Origin of the sequence: Virgibacillus chiguensis (assembly GCF_900129865.1) — a bacterium.
In the GTDB taxonomy this organism is placed as follows: domain Bacteria; phylum Bacillota; class Bacilli; order Bacillales; family Amphibacillaceae; genus Virgibacillus; species Virgibacillus chiguensis.
In genome coordinates this window covers 390,746-410,061 of the sequence record NZ_FQXD01000001.1, presented here as the reverse complement: position 1 = coordinate 410,061, position 19,316 = coordinate 390,746, and the positions used below count along the sequence as shown (strand labels likewise).

The 19,316-nt window shown below is 36.2% G+C and carries 16 protein-coding genes and 1 other annotated feature; of the genes, 13 read left to right on the top strand and 3 right to left on the bottom strand.

Translation table 11 applies throughout. The annotated features are described in order from the left end of the window. Window positions 1-237: 237 nt before the first annotated feature. A complete protein-coding gene (locus tag BUB45_RS02095; protein ID WP_073004683.1) occupies window positions 238-1,626 on the top strand; it encodes a LysM peptidoglycan-binding domain-containing protein in 1,389 nt (462 codons plus the stop codon). A gap of 449 nt (window positions 1,627-2,075) precedes the next feature. Next, a complete protein-coding gene (locus tag BUB45_RS02090) occupies window positions 2,076-3,104 on the top strand; it encodes a phosphotransferase (RefSeq protein WP_073004681.1) in 1,029 nt (342 codons plus the stop codon). Here BUB45_RS02090 and BUB45_RS02085 read toward each other — a convergent pair. Further along, window positions 3,101-3,289, bottom strand: a complete 189-nt coding sequence (locus BUB45_RS02085; RefSeq protein ID WP_073004679.1) for a hypothetical protein — start codon at window positions 3,287-3,289, stop codon at window positions 3,101-3,103. The genes BUB45_RS02090 and BUB45_RS02085 overlap by 4 nt on opposite strands. Window positions 3,290-3,561: 272 nt before the next feature. Continuing rightward, window positions 3,562-3,833, top strand: a binding site (T-box leader). A 98-nt stretch (window positions 3,834-3,931) separates the two neighbouring features. On the opposite strand from BUB45_RS02085, the gene BUB45_RS02080 reads away from it, so the two are divergent. Then, window positions 3,932-6,580: a valine--tRNA ligase gene (locus BUB45_RS02080; protein WP_073004677.1), complete on the top strand. Its 2,649-nt coding sequence runs from the start codon at window positions 3,932-3,934 to the stop codon at window positions 6,578-6,580. Window positions 6,581-6,661: 81 nt separating this feature from the next. Here BUB45_RS02080 and BUB45_RS02075 read toward each other — a convergent pair whose 3' ends face one another. Beyond that, window positions 6,662-7,519 (bottom strand): ATP-grasp domain-containing protein, encoded by an 858-nt coding sequence (locus BUB45_RS02075; protein WP_073004675.1) that lies wholly within the window; start codon window positions 7,517-7,519, stop codon window positions 6,662-6,664. Continuing rightward, window positions 7,512-8,402 carry an ATP-grasp domain-containing protein gene (locus tag BUB45_RS02070; protein ID WP_244527638.1) on the bottom strand — a complete coding sequence of 297 codons (891 nt, stop codon included), beginning with the start codon at window positions 8,400-8,402 and terminating at the stop codon, window positions 7,512-7,514. The genes BUB45_RS02075 and BUB45_RS02070 overlap by 8 nt, the downstream gene beginning before the upstream one ends. Before the next feature lie 342 nt (window positions 8,403-8,744). Here BUB45_RS02070 and BUB45_RS02065 point away from each other — a divergent pair, with 342 nt between their 5' ends. The 10 genes from BUB45_RS02065 (at window position 8,745) to BUB45_RS02020 (ending at window position 19,183) form a co-directional block, all read left to right on the top strand. After that, on the top strand, window positions 8,745-10,010 hold the full coding sequence (locus BUB45_RS02065) for a bifunctional folylpolyglutamate synthase/dihydrofolate synthase (RefSeq protein WP_073004860.1): 1,266 nt from the start codon (window positions 8,745-8,747) through the stop codon (window positions 10,008-10,010). 139 nt (window positions 10,011-10,149) lie between these two features. After that, window positions 10,150-11,040, top strand: a complete 891-nt coding sequence (locus BUB45_RS02060; RefSeq protein WP_073004671.1) for a hypothetical protein — start codon at window positions 10,150-10,152, stop codon at window positions 11,038-11,040. 344 nt (window positions 11,041-11,384) lie between these two features. After that, window positions 11,385-12,065: a RadC family protein gene (gene radC, locus BUB45_RS02055; RefSeq protein WP_073004858.1), complete on the top strand. Its 681-nt coding sequence runs from the start codon at window positions 11,385-11,387 to the stop codon at window positions 12,063-12,065. A gap of 664 nt (window positions 12,066-12,729) precedes the next feature. After that, window positions 12,730-13,770, top strand: coding sequence for a rod shape-determining protein (locus BUB45_RS02050; RefSeq protein ID WP_073004669.1), 1,041 nt, complete (start codon window positions 12,730-12,732; stop codon window positions 13,768-13,770). 12 nt (window positions 13,771-13,782) lie between these two features. Continuing rightward, window positions 13,783-14,670, top strand: a complete 888-nt coding sequence (gene mreC, locus BUB45_RS02045) for a rod shape-determining protein MreC (RefSeq protein WP_073004667.1) — start codon at window positions 13,783-13,785, stop codon at window positions 14,668-14,670. Further along, window positions 14,670-15,209: a rod shape-determining protein MreD gene (gene mreD, locus BUB45_RS02040; protein WP_073004666.1), complete on the top strand. Its 540-nt coding sequence runs from the start codon at window positions 14,670-14,672 to the stop codon at window positions 15,207-15,209. The genes mreC and mreD overlap by 1 nt, the downstream gene beginning before the upstream one ends. 359 nt (window positions 15,210-15,568) lie before the next feature. Further along, the gene (minC, locus tag BUB45_RS02035; RefSeq protein ID WP_116278410.1) at window positions 15,569-16,258 is read left to right on the top strand and encodes a septum site-determining protein MinC; all 690 of its coding nucleotides are present in this window, start codon (window positions 15,569-15,571) and stop codon (window positions 16,256-16,258) included. After that, a complete protein-coding gene (gene minD / locus BUB45_RS02030; RefSeq protein WP_073004664.1) occupies window positions 16,251-17,051 on the top strand; it encodes a septum site-determining protein MinD in 801 nt (266 codons plus the stop codon). The genes minC and minD overlap by 8 nt, the downstream gene beginning before the upstream one ends. Window positions 17,052-17,550: 499 nt before the next feature. After that, on the top strand, window positions 17,551-18,321 hold the full coding sequence (locus BUB45_RS02025) for a M23 family metallopeptidase (RefSeq protein ID WP_073004663.1): 771 nt from the start codon (window positions 17,551-17,553) through the stop codon (window positions 18,319-18,321). Continuing rightward, entirely contained in the window at window positions 18,311-19,183 is an 873-nt protein-coding gene (locus BUB45_RS02020; protein WP_084723505.1) for a M50 family metallopeptidase, read from the top strand. Before BUB45_RS02025 ends, BUB45_RS02020 begins: the two co-directional genes overlap by 11 nt. The last annotated feature ends 133 nt before the right edge of the window (window positions 19,184-19,316 follow it).

The window sequence follows — 19,316 nt, the reverse complement described above, 5'->3', positions numbered from 1 at the left end:
GATCAACTGCTCAACCTCTTTGAAAAAAGTAGTTCGCTTTTTCCTAACTTAGTCTTCGGATTTCCTTCATTAGCTAAAGCAAATAGGTTCATTTTTGGTAAAGTCGTAGTAAAGAAGCTGTTTTTAACTTCATGGAAATCAACTTTACCGTTTGTAATATCCTAATGAAAATATTCATATAGTTGAATATAAGGCATATCATCATATATGAACTATATGGTGGAGAGGAGGAGAGCCGTGACAAATGAAGCGTCCGTATTTCAGTTTGAATTGAATGAAACACTCTATTTTGAAAAAGGACAGGAAGTAAATGAAATGAGAGGGGTTTCATTGGAGCCAGACATCTCTATTCATTCATTTCACGACTATATTTCAATCAGAGGAGTTATTGAATTAAAAGGAGAGTATGAAAAAAGCAGACACACCGTTTTTCAAGATGATTTAGAAGAAGATGTGATGGGCTCTAAACGCTATGTTGAAGCCGTGGAGCAAGATGAAGAAGGAGTATCTATATTTTCTCATCACTTCCCAGTAGAAATTTCTGTACCTGCAAACCGCATTGCAAACTTAAACGATATAAGCGTGTATATTCAGACATTTGATTATGAAATCCCCAATCCAACCTTATTCCGACTTTATTCAACAATTGAAATTCATGGCATTCAACAACAAGAAATAAGTGATGCACGAGAAAAAGAATCGCAAGAACAGTTGAACTATGCATCCCCAGAAGAAGATAAGTCTAATCGAGGAGAGCAAGAAGCTGATTATTTTCAGTTTGAAATGAAACAATCAGAGCAAGATTATAAAACAGAAGATGAGGAGATGAACCCATCTTTACCATTTCTAACGGTACCAGAGCAAGATAGTTCAGATGAAAAAAGCAGGTTAAAGGAAATGGAGCAAGAAGAAACAATACTATCTGATGAATATCCAGAGAAAATAACAGAGCACCTAGATAAGAAAGGTGAGCAAACTGATGAAGTAGGAAGATGGAAGTATAAAGAGACGAAAACGCTAAAGGAATTTTTTGATTCTGAACAAGAGGATACTAGTGATGTTCATGAAGAAGAATTGGGTGAAGATGAGGAGACAGAACAATACGAACAAGTAGATTATGACTCTACTCATGAAACAAATCCAGAAAGCGAAGAACGAGTCACTGAAACAAAAAGCAGTGTAACAGATGATGAACAAGAAAGAGAAGTAGAAACGAATAAAGAACAAAATAATCTAAACGTCGATGACCAAGGGAAAAAAGCTACAGAAGCTGAAGTTACGGAAGAACCTAACAATATTAATGAGATGAAGGTGAAGCAAAATGGCGATGAGAATGACCATGAAGCGTTATCTGTCTCGCCGGAAATTAATCAGACGAGTGGTGATCGACACATCCAAGATGAAGTCCAGGATGTCAGCTACTTAGCAGATATTTTTAGTAATAAAGCTGAAAATAATTATACTAGCATGAGGTTATGTATCGTACAGGAAGATGATACGATCGATTCTATTGCGGAAAGATATCAAGTTTCTGCATTACTATTAATTAAACAGAATCAATTGGATGATGATTACGATGTTACGCAAGGACAATTACTGTATATTCCAGAAAAGAAAAACAAATGATGCTCTCTCCATTATAGAGGTAAGGTTGCCTGCAGCTTCCTTAAAAGCTAGTAGTGGCATCTCATTTTTCATTAACAAAGGTATAAAATTATTTTACGCTATAGCAAAGTATGAGATTTTTTGGTTTATAATATAAGAAAAACAAAGGCTTTCGTCATAAGATTTGGCGACAAGCCAAGTTTTTCTAAGGCCAGATATAATCGAATTCTTTAATTTATCGCGGATAAAGGTGCTGTAAGACTTCTACTTCAAGATTGGAAGATGTGAGCGGAACAAGTCTAAGTGGGAGATACACCACCTTATTCCCTTTTTTGTAAAAAACCCTTTAAAATCGTATTCTTGGGCTGCTGAACAACCAGCAGGTTATGAAAGAAAACCCCACTAAATAATAAGAGTGTAAAGGCGTGAGCCTAATTTTTGTTTGCTTTGAAACTAGGGTGGTGAAGAAAATGGATACCTTACAAGAAGTGTTGCATGCTTATTCTATTCGACCTTTTTACATAGAAAAACAAACAGAGCGGCTCTACATGGTGCAAGACTACAACCAGCAATATGCGTTGAAACATAGCCGGCTAACGGAAGAAACAATCGTTATGTGGGAACAAGTTTATAAATTGGCATATGAAGAATATCTTTTTCCTATTTTACCAGTTTACTTAACGAAGCTAGGAAAGTTATATGAAAAAAAAGGAGAACTTATTTATTATGTGACACCTTGGAAAGAAAGCCGAGAAACAGAATTAGATCAATCCACGATTGATAAAATCTTTCAAAGTTTTGGATTGATTCACATGAAAACAAAACGGCGACATTTGGTTGAAGTCCAGCAGTTTAAGCAAGCTTTTCAACAGTATAAACAGCATTGCTTGACCTTACAGCAACAATTACTTACATTTGTAGAGGAGTACGAACAACATCGCTTTATGTCCCCATTTGAGTTACTTGTTTGTACGCAATTTAAAGATGTTAATTATAGTCTGAATGAAACGATACGAAGAATTGATCAGCTGTTGGAAGAACAGGAAGAGACTTGGTATTATAGTTTGTGCCATAAGAACATCAAAACTTCACATACTTTAGTTGATCAAGGTCAGCTCTATTTTATAAATTGGGAGAATGCAGGGTTTGACTATCCCATTTTTGATTTAGTTGCTTTTTTTCAAGAAGAAACAAAGCATTATGATACTCCGACTAATATGCTACTGCGCGGATTTGACAAGTATATGAATGAGAACGAACTGACCAAGAAAGAACTTTATTTGTTAGTCATTCAATTATTAGACCCACAAGCTTATCTAAGTTGTGTCAAAAATCATAAACAAGCAAACACATCCATGATGAAACAAATAATTCATTTACAGCATACATTTCGACGTATACTGTTTGGGTTGCACCTTTCTGCACATGTGGAAAAAACGTTTGATACGATCGATCTAGATGATCTGGACGACCTAGATGATTTGGATGAAACAGATTAAATCCATTCCAAATAAAAAGCTATAAAAATGCCAACGATAATACCAAGAAGAAATACATCAAAGGTGGTTGGGAAAAATAAAGTACGAATCAATTGAAAAATTAATATAGGCAGTGTACATCTTTCAATTACGATAATACAATTTCTGGCCCATGGTGGTAGTCGGTAACGGTAATATCTTGCCAATGAGACTCTCTCCTTTACATCAGAAATTTGTATGTTACTATACTATATGTATAAAATGATCTTTTTGGTGCAAACCTTACTATGTAACGGGTTAGTATTTAAGAATAGATAATAGCGCCAGCAATTAGATAAGTATCCACAAACGCTTACAATAACGTAAACGTTCCAGAGCCGGAAAAGAACGTCTATTTTCATTTTAGTGAGGAAACAGTTGACGTAAAGAGGAATTATATATAAAATAAAGCTATTCTAATAATATGCATGTAAACAATGAAAATGTAAAGAATGGGAAGAGTACAGGATAATTATCATGTAGAGATGGAAATCATTGGCTGAAAGTTTCCTTGAAAAATTATGCTGGAATGTCGCCCAGGAACAGCTCCTTTGAACAAATAAGGTTAAGATGCTGCCTTTTTTAAGTAGAAGGAAGCCGGTCTATGTACCGTTATCAACAAATGAAGTGTGTATACTTTGTTTCTTTACTACACTAGAAGTATACAAATAAAGGTGGTACCACGGAGAGCAAACCCTTTTCGTCCTTTTATAGGACAAAAGGGTTTTTTTATACACTTTAGTAAGTGTCAAAAACGTATAAGTGAAACTACAGCTTGCTAAAAAAGATATTGTAAGGAGGAGCATGTTATGCACGAACAAGAATCAAAACCTTCACTTTCTGCTAAATACAATCCGCAGGAAGTAGAAAAAGGTCGCTATCAATTTTGGCTAGAAGGAAACTATTTTAAAGCAAAGAACGATATGGAGAAAGAACCCTATTCTATTGTTATTCCCCCACCAAATGTTACAGGACGATTGCATTTGGGACACGCTTGGGATACGACAATGCAAGACACCATTTCTAGAATGAAACGTATGCAAGGATATGATGTATTATGGCTCCCTGGTATGGATCATGCTGGGATTGCTACACAAGCAAAAGTGGAAGAAAAGCTAAAAGAACAAGGTACGAATCGTTATGAGCTAGGTAGAGAAAAATTTCTCGAAAAGGCTTGGGAATGGAAGGAAGAGTACGCTGCGTTTATTCGTTCACAATGGGAAAAGTTAGGACTTAGTTTAGACTATTCACGTGAACGGTTTACGCTTGATGAAGGTTTGTCAGACGCAGTTAGAGAAGTATTTGTAAAGTTATACGAACAAGGTTTAATTTATCGTGGAGAATATATTATAAACTGGGATCCAGATACAAAAACGGCTTTATCCGATATTGAAGTGATTTATGAAGAAGTGCAGGGCAAATTTTATCATATGCGCTATCCGTTAAAAGATAGTGATGAGAAAATCGAAATTGCTACCACACGTCCAGAGACAATGTTAGGTGATACTGCGATTGCTGTTCACCCTGATGATGACCGATATAGCCATTTAATTGGCAAAAAAGCTATTTTGCCCATCGTCGGTCGGGAAATACCAATTGTTGCAGATGAGTATGTAGATATGGAATTTGGTTCTGGTGCAGTGAAAATTACGCCTGCTCACGATCCAAACGATTTCGAAGTTGGGAATAGACATGATTTAGAACGAGTATTAGTTATGCATGAAGATGGAACGATGAACGAAAATGCTGGTATTTATGAAGGAATGGACCGATTTGTGTGCAGAAAACAAATTGTTCATGATTTGAAAGAACAAGGTGTACTATTTAAGATTGAAGACCATGTACACCAAGTTGGTCACTCCGAACGAAGTGGCGCTGTCGTAGAGCCATACTTATCTACGCAATGGTTTGTAAAAATGAAACCATTAGCAGATGCTGCAATCGAGCTACAAGCAGGAAGTGACAAAGTTAATTTTGTTCCACAGCGTTTTGAAAGAACCTATTTAAATTGGATGGAAAATATTCGTGATTGGTGTATTTCTCGCCAACTATGGTGGGGGCACCGCATACCAGCTTGGCATCATAAAGAAACAAAAGAAATTTATGTCGGCAAGGAAGCTCCCGACGATATAGAAAATTGGGAACAAGATGAAGATGTATTAGACACTTGGTTTTCATCTGCTTTATGGCCTTTTTCAACCATGGGGTGGCCGGATGTAGAAGCAGAAGATTACAAGCGATATTTTCCAACTGGGGTTCTCGTAACAGGTTATGATATTATTTTCTTCTGGGTTTCACGAATGATTTTTCAATCGAAGCATTTTACGAATCAAAAGCCGTTTGATGATGTTTTGATCCACGGATTGATTCGAGATGCTGAAGGAAGAAAAATGAGTAAATCGTTAGGCAACGGTGTCGACCCAATGGATGTCATTGATAAATATGGTGCAGATTCATTACGCTATTTCCTATTGACTGGCTCTACCCCTGGTCAAGATTTACGCTTTCATTGGGAAAAGGTAGAAGCAACATGGAACTTTGCGAATAAGGTGTGGAATGCTTCTCGTTTTTCTTTAATGAATTTAGCCGATTTTTCGTATGAAGATATTGATTTAACAGGCGAAAAATCTTTGGCAGATAAATGGATATTAACCCGTTTAAATGAAACAATTGAACATGTAACTAGAAATAACAATAAATATGAATTTGGCGAAGCTGGTCGTCAATTATACAACTTTATTTGGGATGAACTATGTGATTGGTATATTGAAATGGCAAAAATACCATTATATGGAGATAACGAAACTCAAAAACAAACAACACGTTCTGTGCTCGTTTATGTTTTAGATCAAACGATGCGTATGTTGCATCCATTTATGCCGTTTATTACAGAAGAAATTTGGCAACAGTTACCACATCAAGGAGATTCTATCACAGTTGCCGCTTGGCCGGAGCCAAGAGATGCATTCCATGATGAACAGGCAGCAAATGAAATGAAGCGACTAGTGGCGATTATCAAAGCTGTCCGTAATATTCGTGCAGAAGTAGATACACCAATGTCAAAACAAGTTAAACTACTCATCCAAGCGGAGAGTGAATCTATTGTGAAGGAATTAGAAGAAGAGCGTCACTATTTAGAACGTTTTTGTAACACAAGTGAATTAACCATTATGGAAGAGATCGATGTCCCTGAAAAAGCAATGTCAGCAGTAGTGACAGGAGCAGAACTATTTTTACCATTAGAAGGGTTAATTGATTTTGACAAAGAAATTGCTCGTTTAGAAAAAGATCTAGCTAAATGGACAAAAGAAGTAGAGCGTGTACAGAAAAAACTCGCAAACGAAGGGTTTATTAATAAAGCACCTCAGGCAGTAATTGAAGCAGAAAAACAAAAAGAAAAAGAGTACTTGGATAAACAAGCGAAGGTTCAAGCAAGATTACATGAATTAAAAAACTAACACAAATTTAAGGGTTACCTACTTCGAACTAAATGTACGAAGTAGGTAACCTTTATTTACATGATTGCATAATAAAAAAGATTACGACTGGATGTGTTTTTTGATATGCTCCACATATAACCGTAGTATATTTGTATTGCTAACGGCACTTAGTATGCGAGAACCGACAACATCTTCAATTTCATTAAATAATAGTTCTCCATCCATACTTAGTAAGAAATCAATTCCTACCATTCCAAAATCGAAATAATTGATAATCGTTTGAATTCTTGTTGCTTCTTTTTTGGATAAAGTATACCGTATTGCACTACCACCAAGCTTGTAGTTGGCTCTAAAATCGGAATTACTTTCTCTAAGTACAGCTGCGATAATTTTTTTCCCTACAACGAAAACGCGCAAGTCTTTGCCTTGTTGCACATGACAACTTTGCATAATGATGTCATTGCCTTTTATTTTCTTCCTACATGCTAAATACTCCAACTCATTAGTGACCATATAAACCTCTTTTCCACCTTTCCCTGCAACTGTTTTTACTACAAATGGAAAAGAAAGCGGAGGGGACTCTTTTAAAAAAGAAGCTTTATGGAAATATGTGTCTACCATTGGAACGTCAAGTTGATGTACATAATGATGCGTTAACGCTTTGTTATTGCAAATAGTTGCTATACGAGAGTTGTTAAAAACAATAATTCCACAACTTTCCAGATGAAGACTAAGCATAGGATCAATGGTACGAACAACGGCAAATTCAGGTAAAGGCTCTATCTGATGGTTATTTAATAGGACGTGCCGATTTTTCTGAATTCCAATCATTAGGTCTTCTCTGCGTACAAGTTGCAGATGGATGGATTGAAGTGCTGCTTCTTCCATAAACCAATGAATATAAGCTTTATTTACTTCAATATCTTTATCACTATAGATAAGCCAGCCGTTATGCATTTGTGTTCCCTTCGATCTTCTTAAAAATATAGTCAATTATAAAGGTAGCAACATTTATTCCCGTGGCATCAAACAAATTGCGGATGTGAGCATTGGAGTTGATCTCGCAAATTATAGGAGAATCATTTTCGCCAATTAATAGATCAACACCTGCGAAATCAGCTCCAATGGATTGTGTAGCTAGGATTGCCAGTTTTTGTTCTTCCTCCGATGGTTCATACGCCTGCATGGTACCACCAGCAGTAATATTTGCTCTGAAATCATGTGCTGACTGTCGTTTCATGGCCGCAACAACTTTATTACCTACAACATGCAGCCGTAAATCTTTTCCATAGCTAGTAGAAATAAATGCTTGTAAAACAAAGGGCTTTGTTGCCAAATGTTTAATTTGCTGAATTAAGTCCGCTTTATTATGGATAAGATACACTTGTTCGCCAAAAGAGCCGAATGCTTCTTTTACAATCATCGGAAAACCCAAACGGTGAATTGCAGATTGCATTACGCCATGTTTTAGCTGTTGGGAAGTAAATGTCTTCGGATAAATAATCGTTTTAGGTATTGGGAGCTTAGCTGTTGCTAGCTGTTGATACGTTAATATTTTGTCATCACTAATACGAATTGCTTCCGAAGAATTAAACACGCTTATACCTAATAATTCGAGTTGCTTAGCTAGGTAAATATCTTTATCTGTAAACACGACAAAGTCCGGTAAAGCGCTAGGTTGCTTTTCGGCTAATACAGATAATTCGCCTTGAGATAAAAAAGATAAAAGTTCGCTATTTGATATGACTTTTACGTTGCTACCTCTTTGCGTGGCTGCTTTTTCTAGCCATTGTGCAAAATCAATAAATTTATTGCCTGGTAAACTATCGTTATAAATCATCCATCCAGTTACGTGCATCGGTTCTTTCCTTTCTGCTATACTAATAATCGTTCATATAATTTTTTGATTTTAAAGTAAGCACTTTTAATTAGAATTTTGACCAAAAGATGTATCCTAGATATAAGGTGCTGTATAAATCCCGCTTCAAGAATGAAAGATGTGAGCGAACTAGCCTAAATGGGAGATAACAACACCTACATCTCCTTTTTCGCGAGAGGCTATTAGGTCATACCCTTAGGCTACTAACAATCCGTCGGGGATGAAAGAACCCACGGATTGAAGATTCACCTTATGTTGTAAATTAAATACTACTCATGAAAGGATTGTACATAATTGCATACAATGAAGCAAATAGAAGCATTTTTTCATCATCGGCATCAGTTAGGTGTGAAACCTGGTTTGGAACGTATGCAACAATTACTTGCTTTACTTGGTCATCCTGAAAAACGATTAAATGCTGTTCATATTGCCGGCACTAATGGAAAAGGATCTACTGCCGCTTTTGTGAAACAAGGTTTGCAAGAAAGTGGCTATCAAGTAGGAGTGTTTACTTCACCAAGCTTACACGGAATTCGCGAGTATATTTATGTAGAGGAAGAGCCAATTTCTGAACAAGCATTTTTAAAAGTGTGGGAAAAAGTTTATCCCGTGGTTCAGGAATTAGATCAAAAAAATCAATTTCCAACAGAGTTTGAAATAATGACAGCTGTTGCGTTCCTTTATTTTGCTACTAATGTTGACATTGCTGTTATAGAAGCTGGAATGGGAGGAAGAGAAGATACCACAAACTGTATAATCCCTTTAGTATCTATAATTACTAGTGTTAATAAAGATCATATGGCTTTTCTTGGTCAGACAATACCTGAGATTGCTTTGCATAAAGCAGGAATTATTAAACAAGGGGTTCCAGTTGTTTTTGGACAATTACAATCAGCTGCTAAAGAGGTGATTATACAAGAAGCGAAGGCTAAGGAAGCTCCAGCTTATCAATTAGGGTTGCATTTCCATTATCAAAGTTTACCTTCTAAAGAATGGAATTATATGGAATGGAGCCTACCTTTTACGAAAGGAACTGCTTTTAAACTTAAATTGTATGGAGAACATCAATTAGCGAACGCATCATTAGCGTTAATGGCTTTACATTTAATACAGCAAAAAGGATATATTATCCAGTTTGCGAAACTACCAACTGCTTTTTTTGACGTACAATTAGAAGGTAGATTTGAATTGGTGTCCCAACACCCTACTATAATCCTTGATGGAGCTCATAATCCAGCTGGAATTCGTGCATTTATAGACACACTGGAGAAAGTCTTTCCATATCAAGAAAGACAGTTATTATTTGCAGCTTTTAAAGATAAAGCGATTGATGAGATGATGATTCCTCTAGGAGGTAAATTTAGTGCAATTTACTTAACCACTTTTGATCACCCGAGAGCTGCAAGTATATCTGAAATGAAAAAAAACTCGTTAGCTTCAATGGAAACCATTGATTCGTGGAAAAATGCGATCAGTAGAATGAGTGATCCAAACACTGTATATTGTATTACAGGTTCGCTTCATTTCATTTCTATGGTAAGGTCGTCTTTACTCAATAAGGATAAATAATAGTTTTAGTGGCACCATGTAATCGAAAAAGATATCACATTATGTTGAACAATTTCTTAAAATGCGGACAAACTTCGTCTTACTTTTCACATGTTTTTTGCTAGAGTAAAATAGAACTCTTCTAACAGGAGGCAAAACTGTGAAAAAGGACAAGCGTAAAATAACAGTCTGGAAAAACGGCCAGCAGGTGAAGCTGTCCATGTATTCATCAAAAAATAATGATACAACTGGGGAGACAGAGAATGAAGAAGCTGCAACACTAACAGATACAGAGGAAGAAGTTCCATCATATGGCAGACTATCTAATAAGAAATTTTTTGTTTATCCCCTATTTTTTAAAAAAATAAAGCCTATGAAACCTTTAATTATTGCCATTGCTTCCGCTTTTATTATAGGGACATTGCTGGGCATTACATTGATTCGAATGTTTGTTACCATTGATGAAGATCGCCAAGCAAATAGTGAGCTAAACAACGCTGGCGTGACCGAAACTAGCCGTGAACAAGAAAGGAAAGAACTAGATGGTCACGCAAATTTACAAGGCTTTGATATTTTTGTATTGCAGGGAGGCGTTTTTTCTGAAGCAGGAAATGCGCAGACGTGGCAAAAGAAGTTTCAAGAGGAAGGGCTACCTGCAATGATTTGGGAAAAAGAGAAACAATATTTTTTATTAATATCTGCGGTTGCCTCAAAGGAAAAAGCGGAGCAGTTAAAAAAGGATATTACTTCAAAATTGGATATTTATATAAAGAAGTGGCGGATTCATGTGGACGAAGAGGGACTAAAGAAAGAAGAAAGAAGCTGGATGCAGACATTTGCGGATGTATGGCGGAAAGATATGCAACAACAAAAAATATCTAAAGAACAATGGGAATCAACCAAAAAAACTATCCCTAAACGTTTCCAAAGTTTAGGTAATGCAATAAATCAACATGTGATTGAAGAGCGAAATGATGAGGCTGTAGACTTAGGAGCAAATTTACTAACTTTATGGTATGAATTAATACATGAGCTTAAGCGTGAAAAATAGTGAATGAATAAAAGAATACTATACTACTAAGTAGGATAATGTAAGAAAACAATATCGTATAAAGTTTATTGGTTTAAATAGGGTTGAACCCTTCTACAAATGGGTTGGAATAAAATTTCCCATGCTGTTTTACAGTTTATTATCCTTCAAGTTTTTAACTTGCTTATCTACTTAGAATAGAATTTATAAGAAGAAACAGTTATTCATATGTCCGTTTTTCTCCTATATAAAGCTTTTTTTGTCTCAGATAATTAGCTGTTTTTTTAGAATTGCTGATTTGTTTAAACAAGTAATCCTCTGTAAGATACAAGTATCTTAGTTAAAGGGGGATGAAAATGACTTCAATGCCTATTATGATTAAAGATGTACCTAAAGATGACCGCCCCAGAGAAAGGTTACTAAAGGTTGGCCCTGGACAGGTGTCAAATGCAGAATTATTGGCTATCATTCTTGGAAGTGGGACAAAATCAGAATCTGTACTTTCTTTATCTAATCGCCTGTTGATGCATTTTGAAGGTTTAAAACTTTTAAATGATGCAACGATAGAAGAGTTAATAGCCATAAAAGGAATCGGCAGAGCTAAAGGTGTCCTTGTTTTAGCTGCCATTGAGTTGGGAAAGCGAATGAACGGTTTTCAATCAGGTGATCGTTATGTCATTCGCTCTCCGGAAGATGGCGCAGATTACATCATGGAAGATATGCGAATATTAAACCAGGAACATTTTGTAGCACTATTTTTAAACACCAAAAATCAAGTTATTCACCGGCAAACGATCTTTATTGGCAGCCTAAACGCCTCCATTGTTCATCCTAGGGAAGTATTTCGTGAAGCTGTTAAACGTTCTGCCGCTTCCATAATTGTTGCCCATAACCATCCTTCTGGCGACCCAACACCTTCTCAGGAGGATATTCATGTAACAAGGAGATTAGTTGAATCTGGAAAAATGATTGGGATTGAACTGATCGATCATATAATTATAGGCAATCGTAAATTTGTTTCTTTAAAAGAAAAAGGTTACTTGTAAGTTAGTGTAATCTAATGGTCTGGCTAAAAATATGCGTTAAGAAATTATTTTAAAGTGTGTGCTATAAAAATGACATTGTAGCGTTATTGGTAGCCTTTTATCCTTTTCACCTCAAAAGTTGTCGTTCCTTGTGATAATTTGAATGATCTACATGAAGTGAGAAAACATGTTTTTATTAAAATCCTGACCAGCAATAACTATAAGTTCCCAATCCCTATTTGCTTCATGTGACATTTATTTGTTGTATGCTAGTATAACGGTAGTGGACGCTATCCTTATGCTCCTATTTTTAAAATATGCTGCGCTTAGCACTACCTATTACTTCTTGTTAAACCATTCGCCTGCTAAGCTGAAACATAAAGTTGTTTTGTGAAAATGAAACCTATTTAAACATAGATGTAGATCATGCTTGACAAAAAACTTGTATTAACACTATCTATTTTTTATTTTTTTTCGTATAATTATATAGAAAAGAAATGAAGGAAGCGCCATTTTTCAGCAAAACTGAGGAAAGTGGCGCTTGTTACGCTTATATTTACGTATACTAAGCACATGTTATACTAGATAATTGTTTTACTTTTTAACGGGAAAACGAGATAATTGAAAATAACATAATACGAGCTACATAAAAATATATGTATGCAAACTGGAAAGGGAGATTTTTTTGGGATTATTTAATTTTTCTCAGGATTTAGGAATAGATTTAGGTACAGCCAACACGCTTGTATTTGTTAAGGGCAAAGATGTTGTTGTTAGTGAGCCTACTGTGGTAGCCAAAAACAAAAACACGGGAGAGATTGAAGCTGTAGGAAGCGCAGCGCGTAATATGATTGGACGAACTCCAGGAAATATTGTTGTCATTCGACCAATGAAAGACGGAGTAATTGCTGATTATGATACAACAGCTACCATGATGAAATATTATATTAATAAAGCTATGAAAAATAGATCTTATTTTGCAAAAAAACCAAATGTAATGGTATGTGTTCCTTCTGGCATTACGATGGTTGAAGAAAGAGCAGTTATTGATGCAACGAAACAAGCGGGCGCAAAGGAAGCTTATCCTATTTCTGAGCCTTTTGCAGCTGCTATTGGAGCAGACCTTCCTGTTTGGGAACCGACGGGGAGTATGATTATAGACATTGGTGGTGGCACAACGGAAGTGGCAGTCATCTCATTAGGTGGTGTCGTAACTAGCCGTTCTGTTCGAACAGCTGGTGATAACATGGATGAAGCTATTACTCAATATATTCGTAAGCATTACAGTTTAATGATTGGCGAACGAACAGCAGAATCCGTTAAGTTGGAAATTGGTACAGCAGGGAAAGTGGATGTGAATGAAGAAATTGATATACGAGGAAGAGACCTTTTAACAGGTTTACCAAAGACAATTACTGTTACTGCAGAAGAGATTTCTGTAGCGTTAAAGGATACCGTAGATTCCATTGTGGAAGCTGTGAAAAACACATTAGAAAAAACTCCACCAGAACTTGCAGCAGATATTATGGATCGGGGAGTCGTTTTATCTGGTGGAGGAGCTTTACTGAAAAATATTGATCAGGTTATAAGTGATGAAACCAAAATGCCTGTGTTTATTACGGAAAATCCACTGGAAAGTGTAGCGATTGGTACGGGTAAATCATTGGAATACATGCACCACTTTCGATCCCAACCACATGTGTCATCACGTCATACTGTAGATTAAGCGGGTGTTTAGATGTCTTTTTTACGCAAAAAGCGATTGTTCCTTCTATTAATTGGTTTTATACTGCTTGTAGCTTTAATAGGTTTCTCTTTAAGGGATCGAGAAGACCTAACAATAATAGAAGAAATCGTCAATGATACGGTCGGTTGGGCACAAAGCGTGGTTCATGCTCCAGTCAATTGGGTAACAAACGTTACTCGTAATATTGGAGATTTCAAGGATACGTATGAAGAAAATAAATTACTAAAACAAAAACTTGCTGAATATAAAGGACTTATTTATGAAGTTCAAGAATTGAAAGAAGAAAATGAAGATTTAAGAAAAAACCTTGAACTGACAGAATCGGATGCAATAAGAAATTATAATCCTATACAAGCAACAGTAATTTCTAGATCGCCTGAAAGGTGGCTAGAACAAGTTACGATCAATAAAGGAAAAGATAATGGAGTTAAAAAGAACATGGCAGTGATTACACCAGAAGGAATGGTTGGAAAGGTAATGACGCCATCAAAGCATACTTCTACCGTTCAACTACTTACAGGCTTTGACCAATTTAACCGGATTTCTGGGGAAATCTCTCGAGACAAGGGCGATAATATTTTTGGGATGATTGAAGGGTATGATAAAAAAAGTAAGCACCTCATATTCCGAATTATTGAAGAGTCTCAAAAAGATGTGAAGAAGGATGAATTAATTGTTTCCTCTGGAATGGGAGGCGTTTTTCCAGCGGGGCTTCCGATTGGAAAAGTTCAAGAAGTAGTTCCTGACAAGTATGGATTAACGAAAACTGCTTTAGTAAAACCATCTGCTGACATGTACGAATTAAACCAAGTAATTGTAGTCGATCGTTCTGTACAGACTGATGAAGGTCAGGAAAGTGAAGAAGAGGAGGAGGAGTAATGAAGCGTGCCTATTTACCTCTCATCCTTCTACTTATTCTTGTTTTACAAGGAGTTTCTTTGGATTTACTGCCTGGAAACTTATTGAGATCAGATTGGCTCATTGTTTCCCATTGGGTTTTTATATTTCTTGTGTTTATTGCTGTATTCTATGACAATGAAAGTACCCACTATTCTGTTCTATACGCGTTAATCTTTGGTTTGCTAATTGACATAGTTTATACAAGTACACTAGGCGTTTATATGTTTTCGTACGCTTCTACCATTTACTTGATTTATGGTCTAAAAAAATTACTGCACGGAAACATTCTTGTCGTAGCTTTGTTAGGCAGTGTTGGATTAATAGTGAGTGACGGAATGATTTATCTCATCTACTCTGTAGTTGGATTAACAGACATACCGTGGAGTATGTATTTAACCAACCGATTATTGCCTACAATAGGGTCAAATTTAATTTTCTTATTCGTTTTATACCCGCTGTTTGCAAAAAAACTGACAAATTGGGGGAAAGATCAAATAACGAAAGGAAACTCATTTTGAGAGGCTATTTGGTAGCAGGGGAGTTGCTGAATGAATTTAAAATGAAGTTGTTACCGACATGTTTTATCGACTCACCACATCGTCTTACGCTAATAAGATAGAGTTAATTGTATAAGCAGATGCTGTGTTGCATAAAGTTTTGGCGATAGGCTAAGTTTTCTCCCCCCCCAACTCTCTAACTATAAAATAAACGAATACTGTTCTAGTGGGGGACATTGGTATTACAAACAAATTATATTTGTTAGGCTCCTATTCAATGAAGGTTGACATACCAAAGTAGATAAGGAAAAATATGATTTGAATATTGTTGATTTGAAGCATTCTTCCGAGTTTCCGAATGTATAGAATGAGGTGAACGTGTGACACAGGACAAAACGCAATTAATTACCATGAAAGGTACAAAAGATGGGCTCACATTATTTATTGACGATACCTGTTCGTTTGAAGAAGCCATGCAGGAATTGCAGTATAAAATGAAAGAGAGCAAACCTGCACATGTGGAGCCGGTTGTAGCTGTAAGAGTTAAATTAGGCTATCGATACTTAAAGCATGATCAGATGAATCGAATAAAAGAAATTATAACAGCTGAAAATCGCTTTACCATTCAAATCATCGAATCTGATGTTGTTCCTCGTGAAGAAGTTCGTAAATGGCAGGAAAATAGTGAAATAAAAACGATGAATCAAATAGTTCGTTCTGGACAAGTCTTACATATAACTGGCGATTTATTATTAATTGGAGATGTAAATCCAGGTGGAAAGGTAACGGCTACAGGCAATATCTTTGTAATGGGAAACTTGCGCGGAATTGCACATGCGGGTATTGATGGAGATAAACAAGCATTTATAGTTGCATCTTATATGAATCCGATGCAACTAAGGATTGCACATTATATAAGTCGTGCTCCAGATTATGAATCTGACGGTGTGTATATGGAGTGTGGACTGGTCGATGAAGAAAAAGATAAAATAATCATTGATCGACTCCAAGTTCTTTCACAGAAGCGAAGAGAGATAAACAGGTTCGAAAGGAGAATGCTGAATGGGTGAAGCAATAGTTATTACTTCTGGAAAAGGCGGGGTCGGAAAAACGACAACTACTGCAAATATCGGTACAGCTTTAGCTTTAATAGATAAGAAAGTTTGTTTAATAGACACGGATATTGGGCTTAGAAATCTGGATGTCATTATGGGATTAGAAAATCGTATCATTTATGACATTGTAGATGTAATCGAGGGAAGATGTAAGCTGAAACAAGCATTAATTAAAGACAAACGCTTTGATTATTTAACTTTGCTGCCAGCTGCGCAAACAAGTGATAAGACTTCCGTGACAAGTGAAGGAATGCAACAGATTATTTATGAGCTAAAACAAGAATATGATTACATTATTATAGATTGCCCAGCAGGAATCGAGCAAGGCTTTCAAAATGCGATTGCAGGTGCTGATAAAGCAATTGTGGTTACTACTCCAGAAAAATCGAGCGTGCGAGATGCTGATCGTATAATCGGATTATTAGAAAAAGAGGAAATGGTTGAATCCCCACGTCTAATTATTAACCGCATTCGAAATCATATGATGAAAAATGGAGATATGCTTGATATTGATGAAGTTTTACAAATTTTATCTGTAGATCTAATTGGTATTGTGATAGATGATGATGAAGTGATTAAAGCTTCAAATAAAGGTGAACCAGTTGCGTTTAAGCCAAGTTCTAAAGCCTCTATTGCTTATCGGAATATTGCTAGAAGAATCTTAGGCGAAACAGTCCCTTTGCAATCGTTAGATACAGAAAAAGGTATGATGCAAAAGCTTAAGCAATTTTTAGGCATGCGTTCTTAAAGGCAGCAATTGATATAATACAGTCATACAAAAAAAGCAGGCTTTTCCTGCTTTTTTTGTATATGAAAGCATACGAAATAGCCAAATAGCCACTTCCGGCTTCAGCACCGAGCAACTAGGCGACTTCACTCCATTGCCCTAAGCTAAGTCATCATCGATTCGTTCTAAATAGGAAGGCCGACTAAAGACGGGCTTGACGGAGGGCGCCGGCATACTCCTGTTGCAGGAGCATGATTCCTTAAAACTTTCGTTGACTCGTTCCACTCGTTACGTTGCTAACCGGGCGCCCCGATCCTTTGTTCCACTATAGAAAAGCTAGAAAGTATAAAATAAATGATAGCTTTCGTCATACGACTTAGCGACAAGCCAAGTTTTCTAATATGGTAGCAGTATTCAATTGTGTAATTTTGAATGTATGTTTTGCTCTTCCTCTTACTAACATATATTTGCAACTCACCTCATATACTTGTACAAATGTGATTAGAAGGAATGAGAAACTATGAGTAGAGGGGTTAAGCAAGTACGTCAATCTATTGAGCAAAGAAAAAAAACACGTAACATTACTTCACAGAATAGTGCATCAAAATCTGTCGTTACACCATTTGTGCAAGAGGAGGAAAAGCATGGATTTGAACCGGTCTATACTGCAACATCAAGTAATGGGCGACAAAGAAAAATAGTAACAGGTCTTTTATGGAAAGCAATTCTTTCCGCTATCTTATTTTTGACGGTTGCAATTATTTGGCAAATGGAATCAACTCGACTACAAACAGCTAAATCCATTATAAGCACTGCCCTTATAGAGGAATTCCCATTTGCTAAAGTAAATCTATGGTATCAAGAAACATTTGGTAGTCCACTTGCTTTCATGCCGGACGGAGCTTCAAAAGATCAGGTTGAAAACGATAATGCTCCAGTAATTCCAGTCGCCGGTAATGTTTCTGAATCTTTTCAAACGAACGGTACAGGAGTAAAAATTTCCCCTAATGAAAAATCAGATATAATGGCGTTGGAACAGGGCATTGTTATTTTTGCTGGAAACGATCGGCAAACAAATAAAACAATTGTCATCCAACATCCAGATGATCGTATTACCACGTACGGTGAATTAAGCAATATTGATGTTCACTTATACGAACATGTTGCTAAAAATCAACCTATTGGCCAGTTTGTTCCAGCTGAAAATAACCAAGCTGTTTATTTTTCTATTGAGAAGGATAATCAGTATATAGACCCCGTTCAGGTGATAAAAGTTGACGATGTGGAATAATTTATTGCCAAAAGTTCACTTCCATCCCATTTTACTGCTTTTTCTCCTGATCTCTTTTTTTACGGGTACATTTATGCAATTGGCTATTTTATTGTTTATTGTGTTTTTTCATGAATTAGGTCACTACATAATGGCATTACAATTTAAGTGGCGTATAAAGAAAATTATGCTCTGGGTATTTGGCGGTGTCATGGATACAGAAGAACATGGGACCAGACCTGTGAGAGAAGAGGTTCTGGTCATTTGCGCCGGACCATTTCAGCATATTGTATTATACGTTATTGCGCTGGTGGCAGTTGATACAGGGGTCATATCCTCATCCATATTTGATACTTTTATGTACTATAATACGACTATATTTATTTTTAATTTATTACCTGTATTACCTTTAGATGGAGGGAAATTACTTCAGCTTCTTATGTCAACAAAATGGCCATACAAAATGGCATACTATCGATCGATTTATTTCTCATTGATTGCATGTCTCTTTTTGCTTGGCACTTCTTTAGTTGTCCAACCATTCACATTAAGTACTTTTTTGTTGTGTCTTTTCTTACTGTTTGAAAATAAAAATGAATGGAAAAAACGATATTATGTATTTACAAGGTTCCTACTTAAGCGTTTTGAAACAAGACATAATCCAATTGGTCGGACAAGATCTATTAGAGTGAAAGCAGAAAAATCGTTACTAGAAGTTTTTTCTCATTTTTACCGTGGATGGAGTCACAATATTCACATTATATATCCAAATGGCTCCATAAAGCTTATGAATGAATATGATTGCTTATATTGGTATTTTGAGGCTAAACGGTACAAAGATACTGTTGGTGACTTAGGTGATTTGACTAATAACACGAAGTAGTATTGTCATTTTATAGCTGTTCAATAATTACCTTGAATTATATAATGTAAAGCGGTTTTATAGTACAAGATTTTCTAAACAATTGCTTATAAGAGGCAACGTAATAAATGATGGAAAGCGTTGTTTTTTCAAG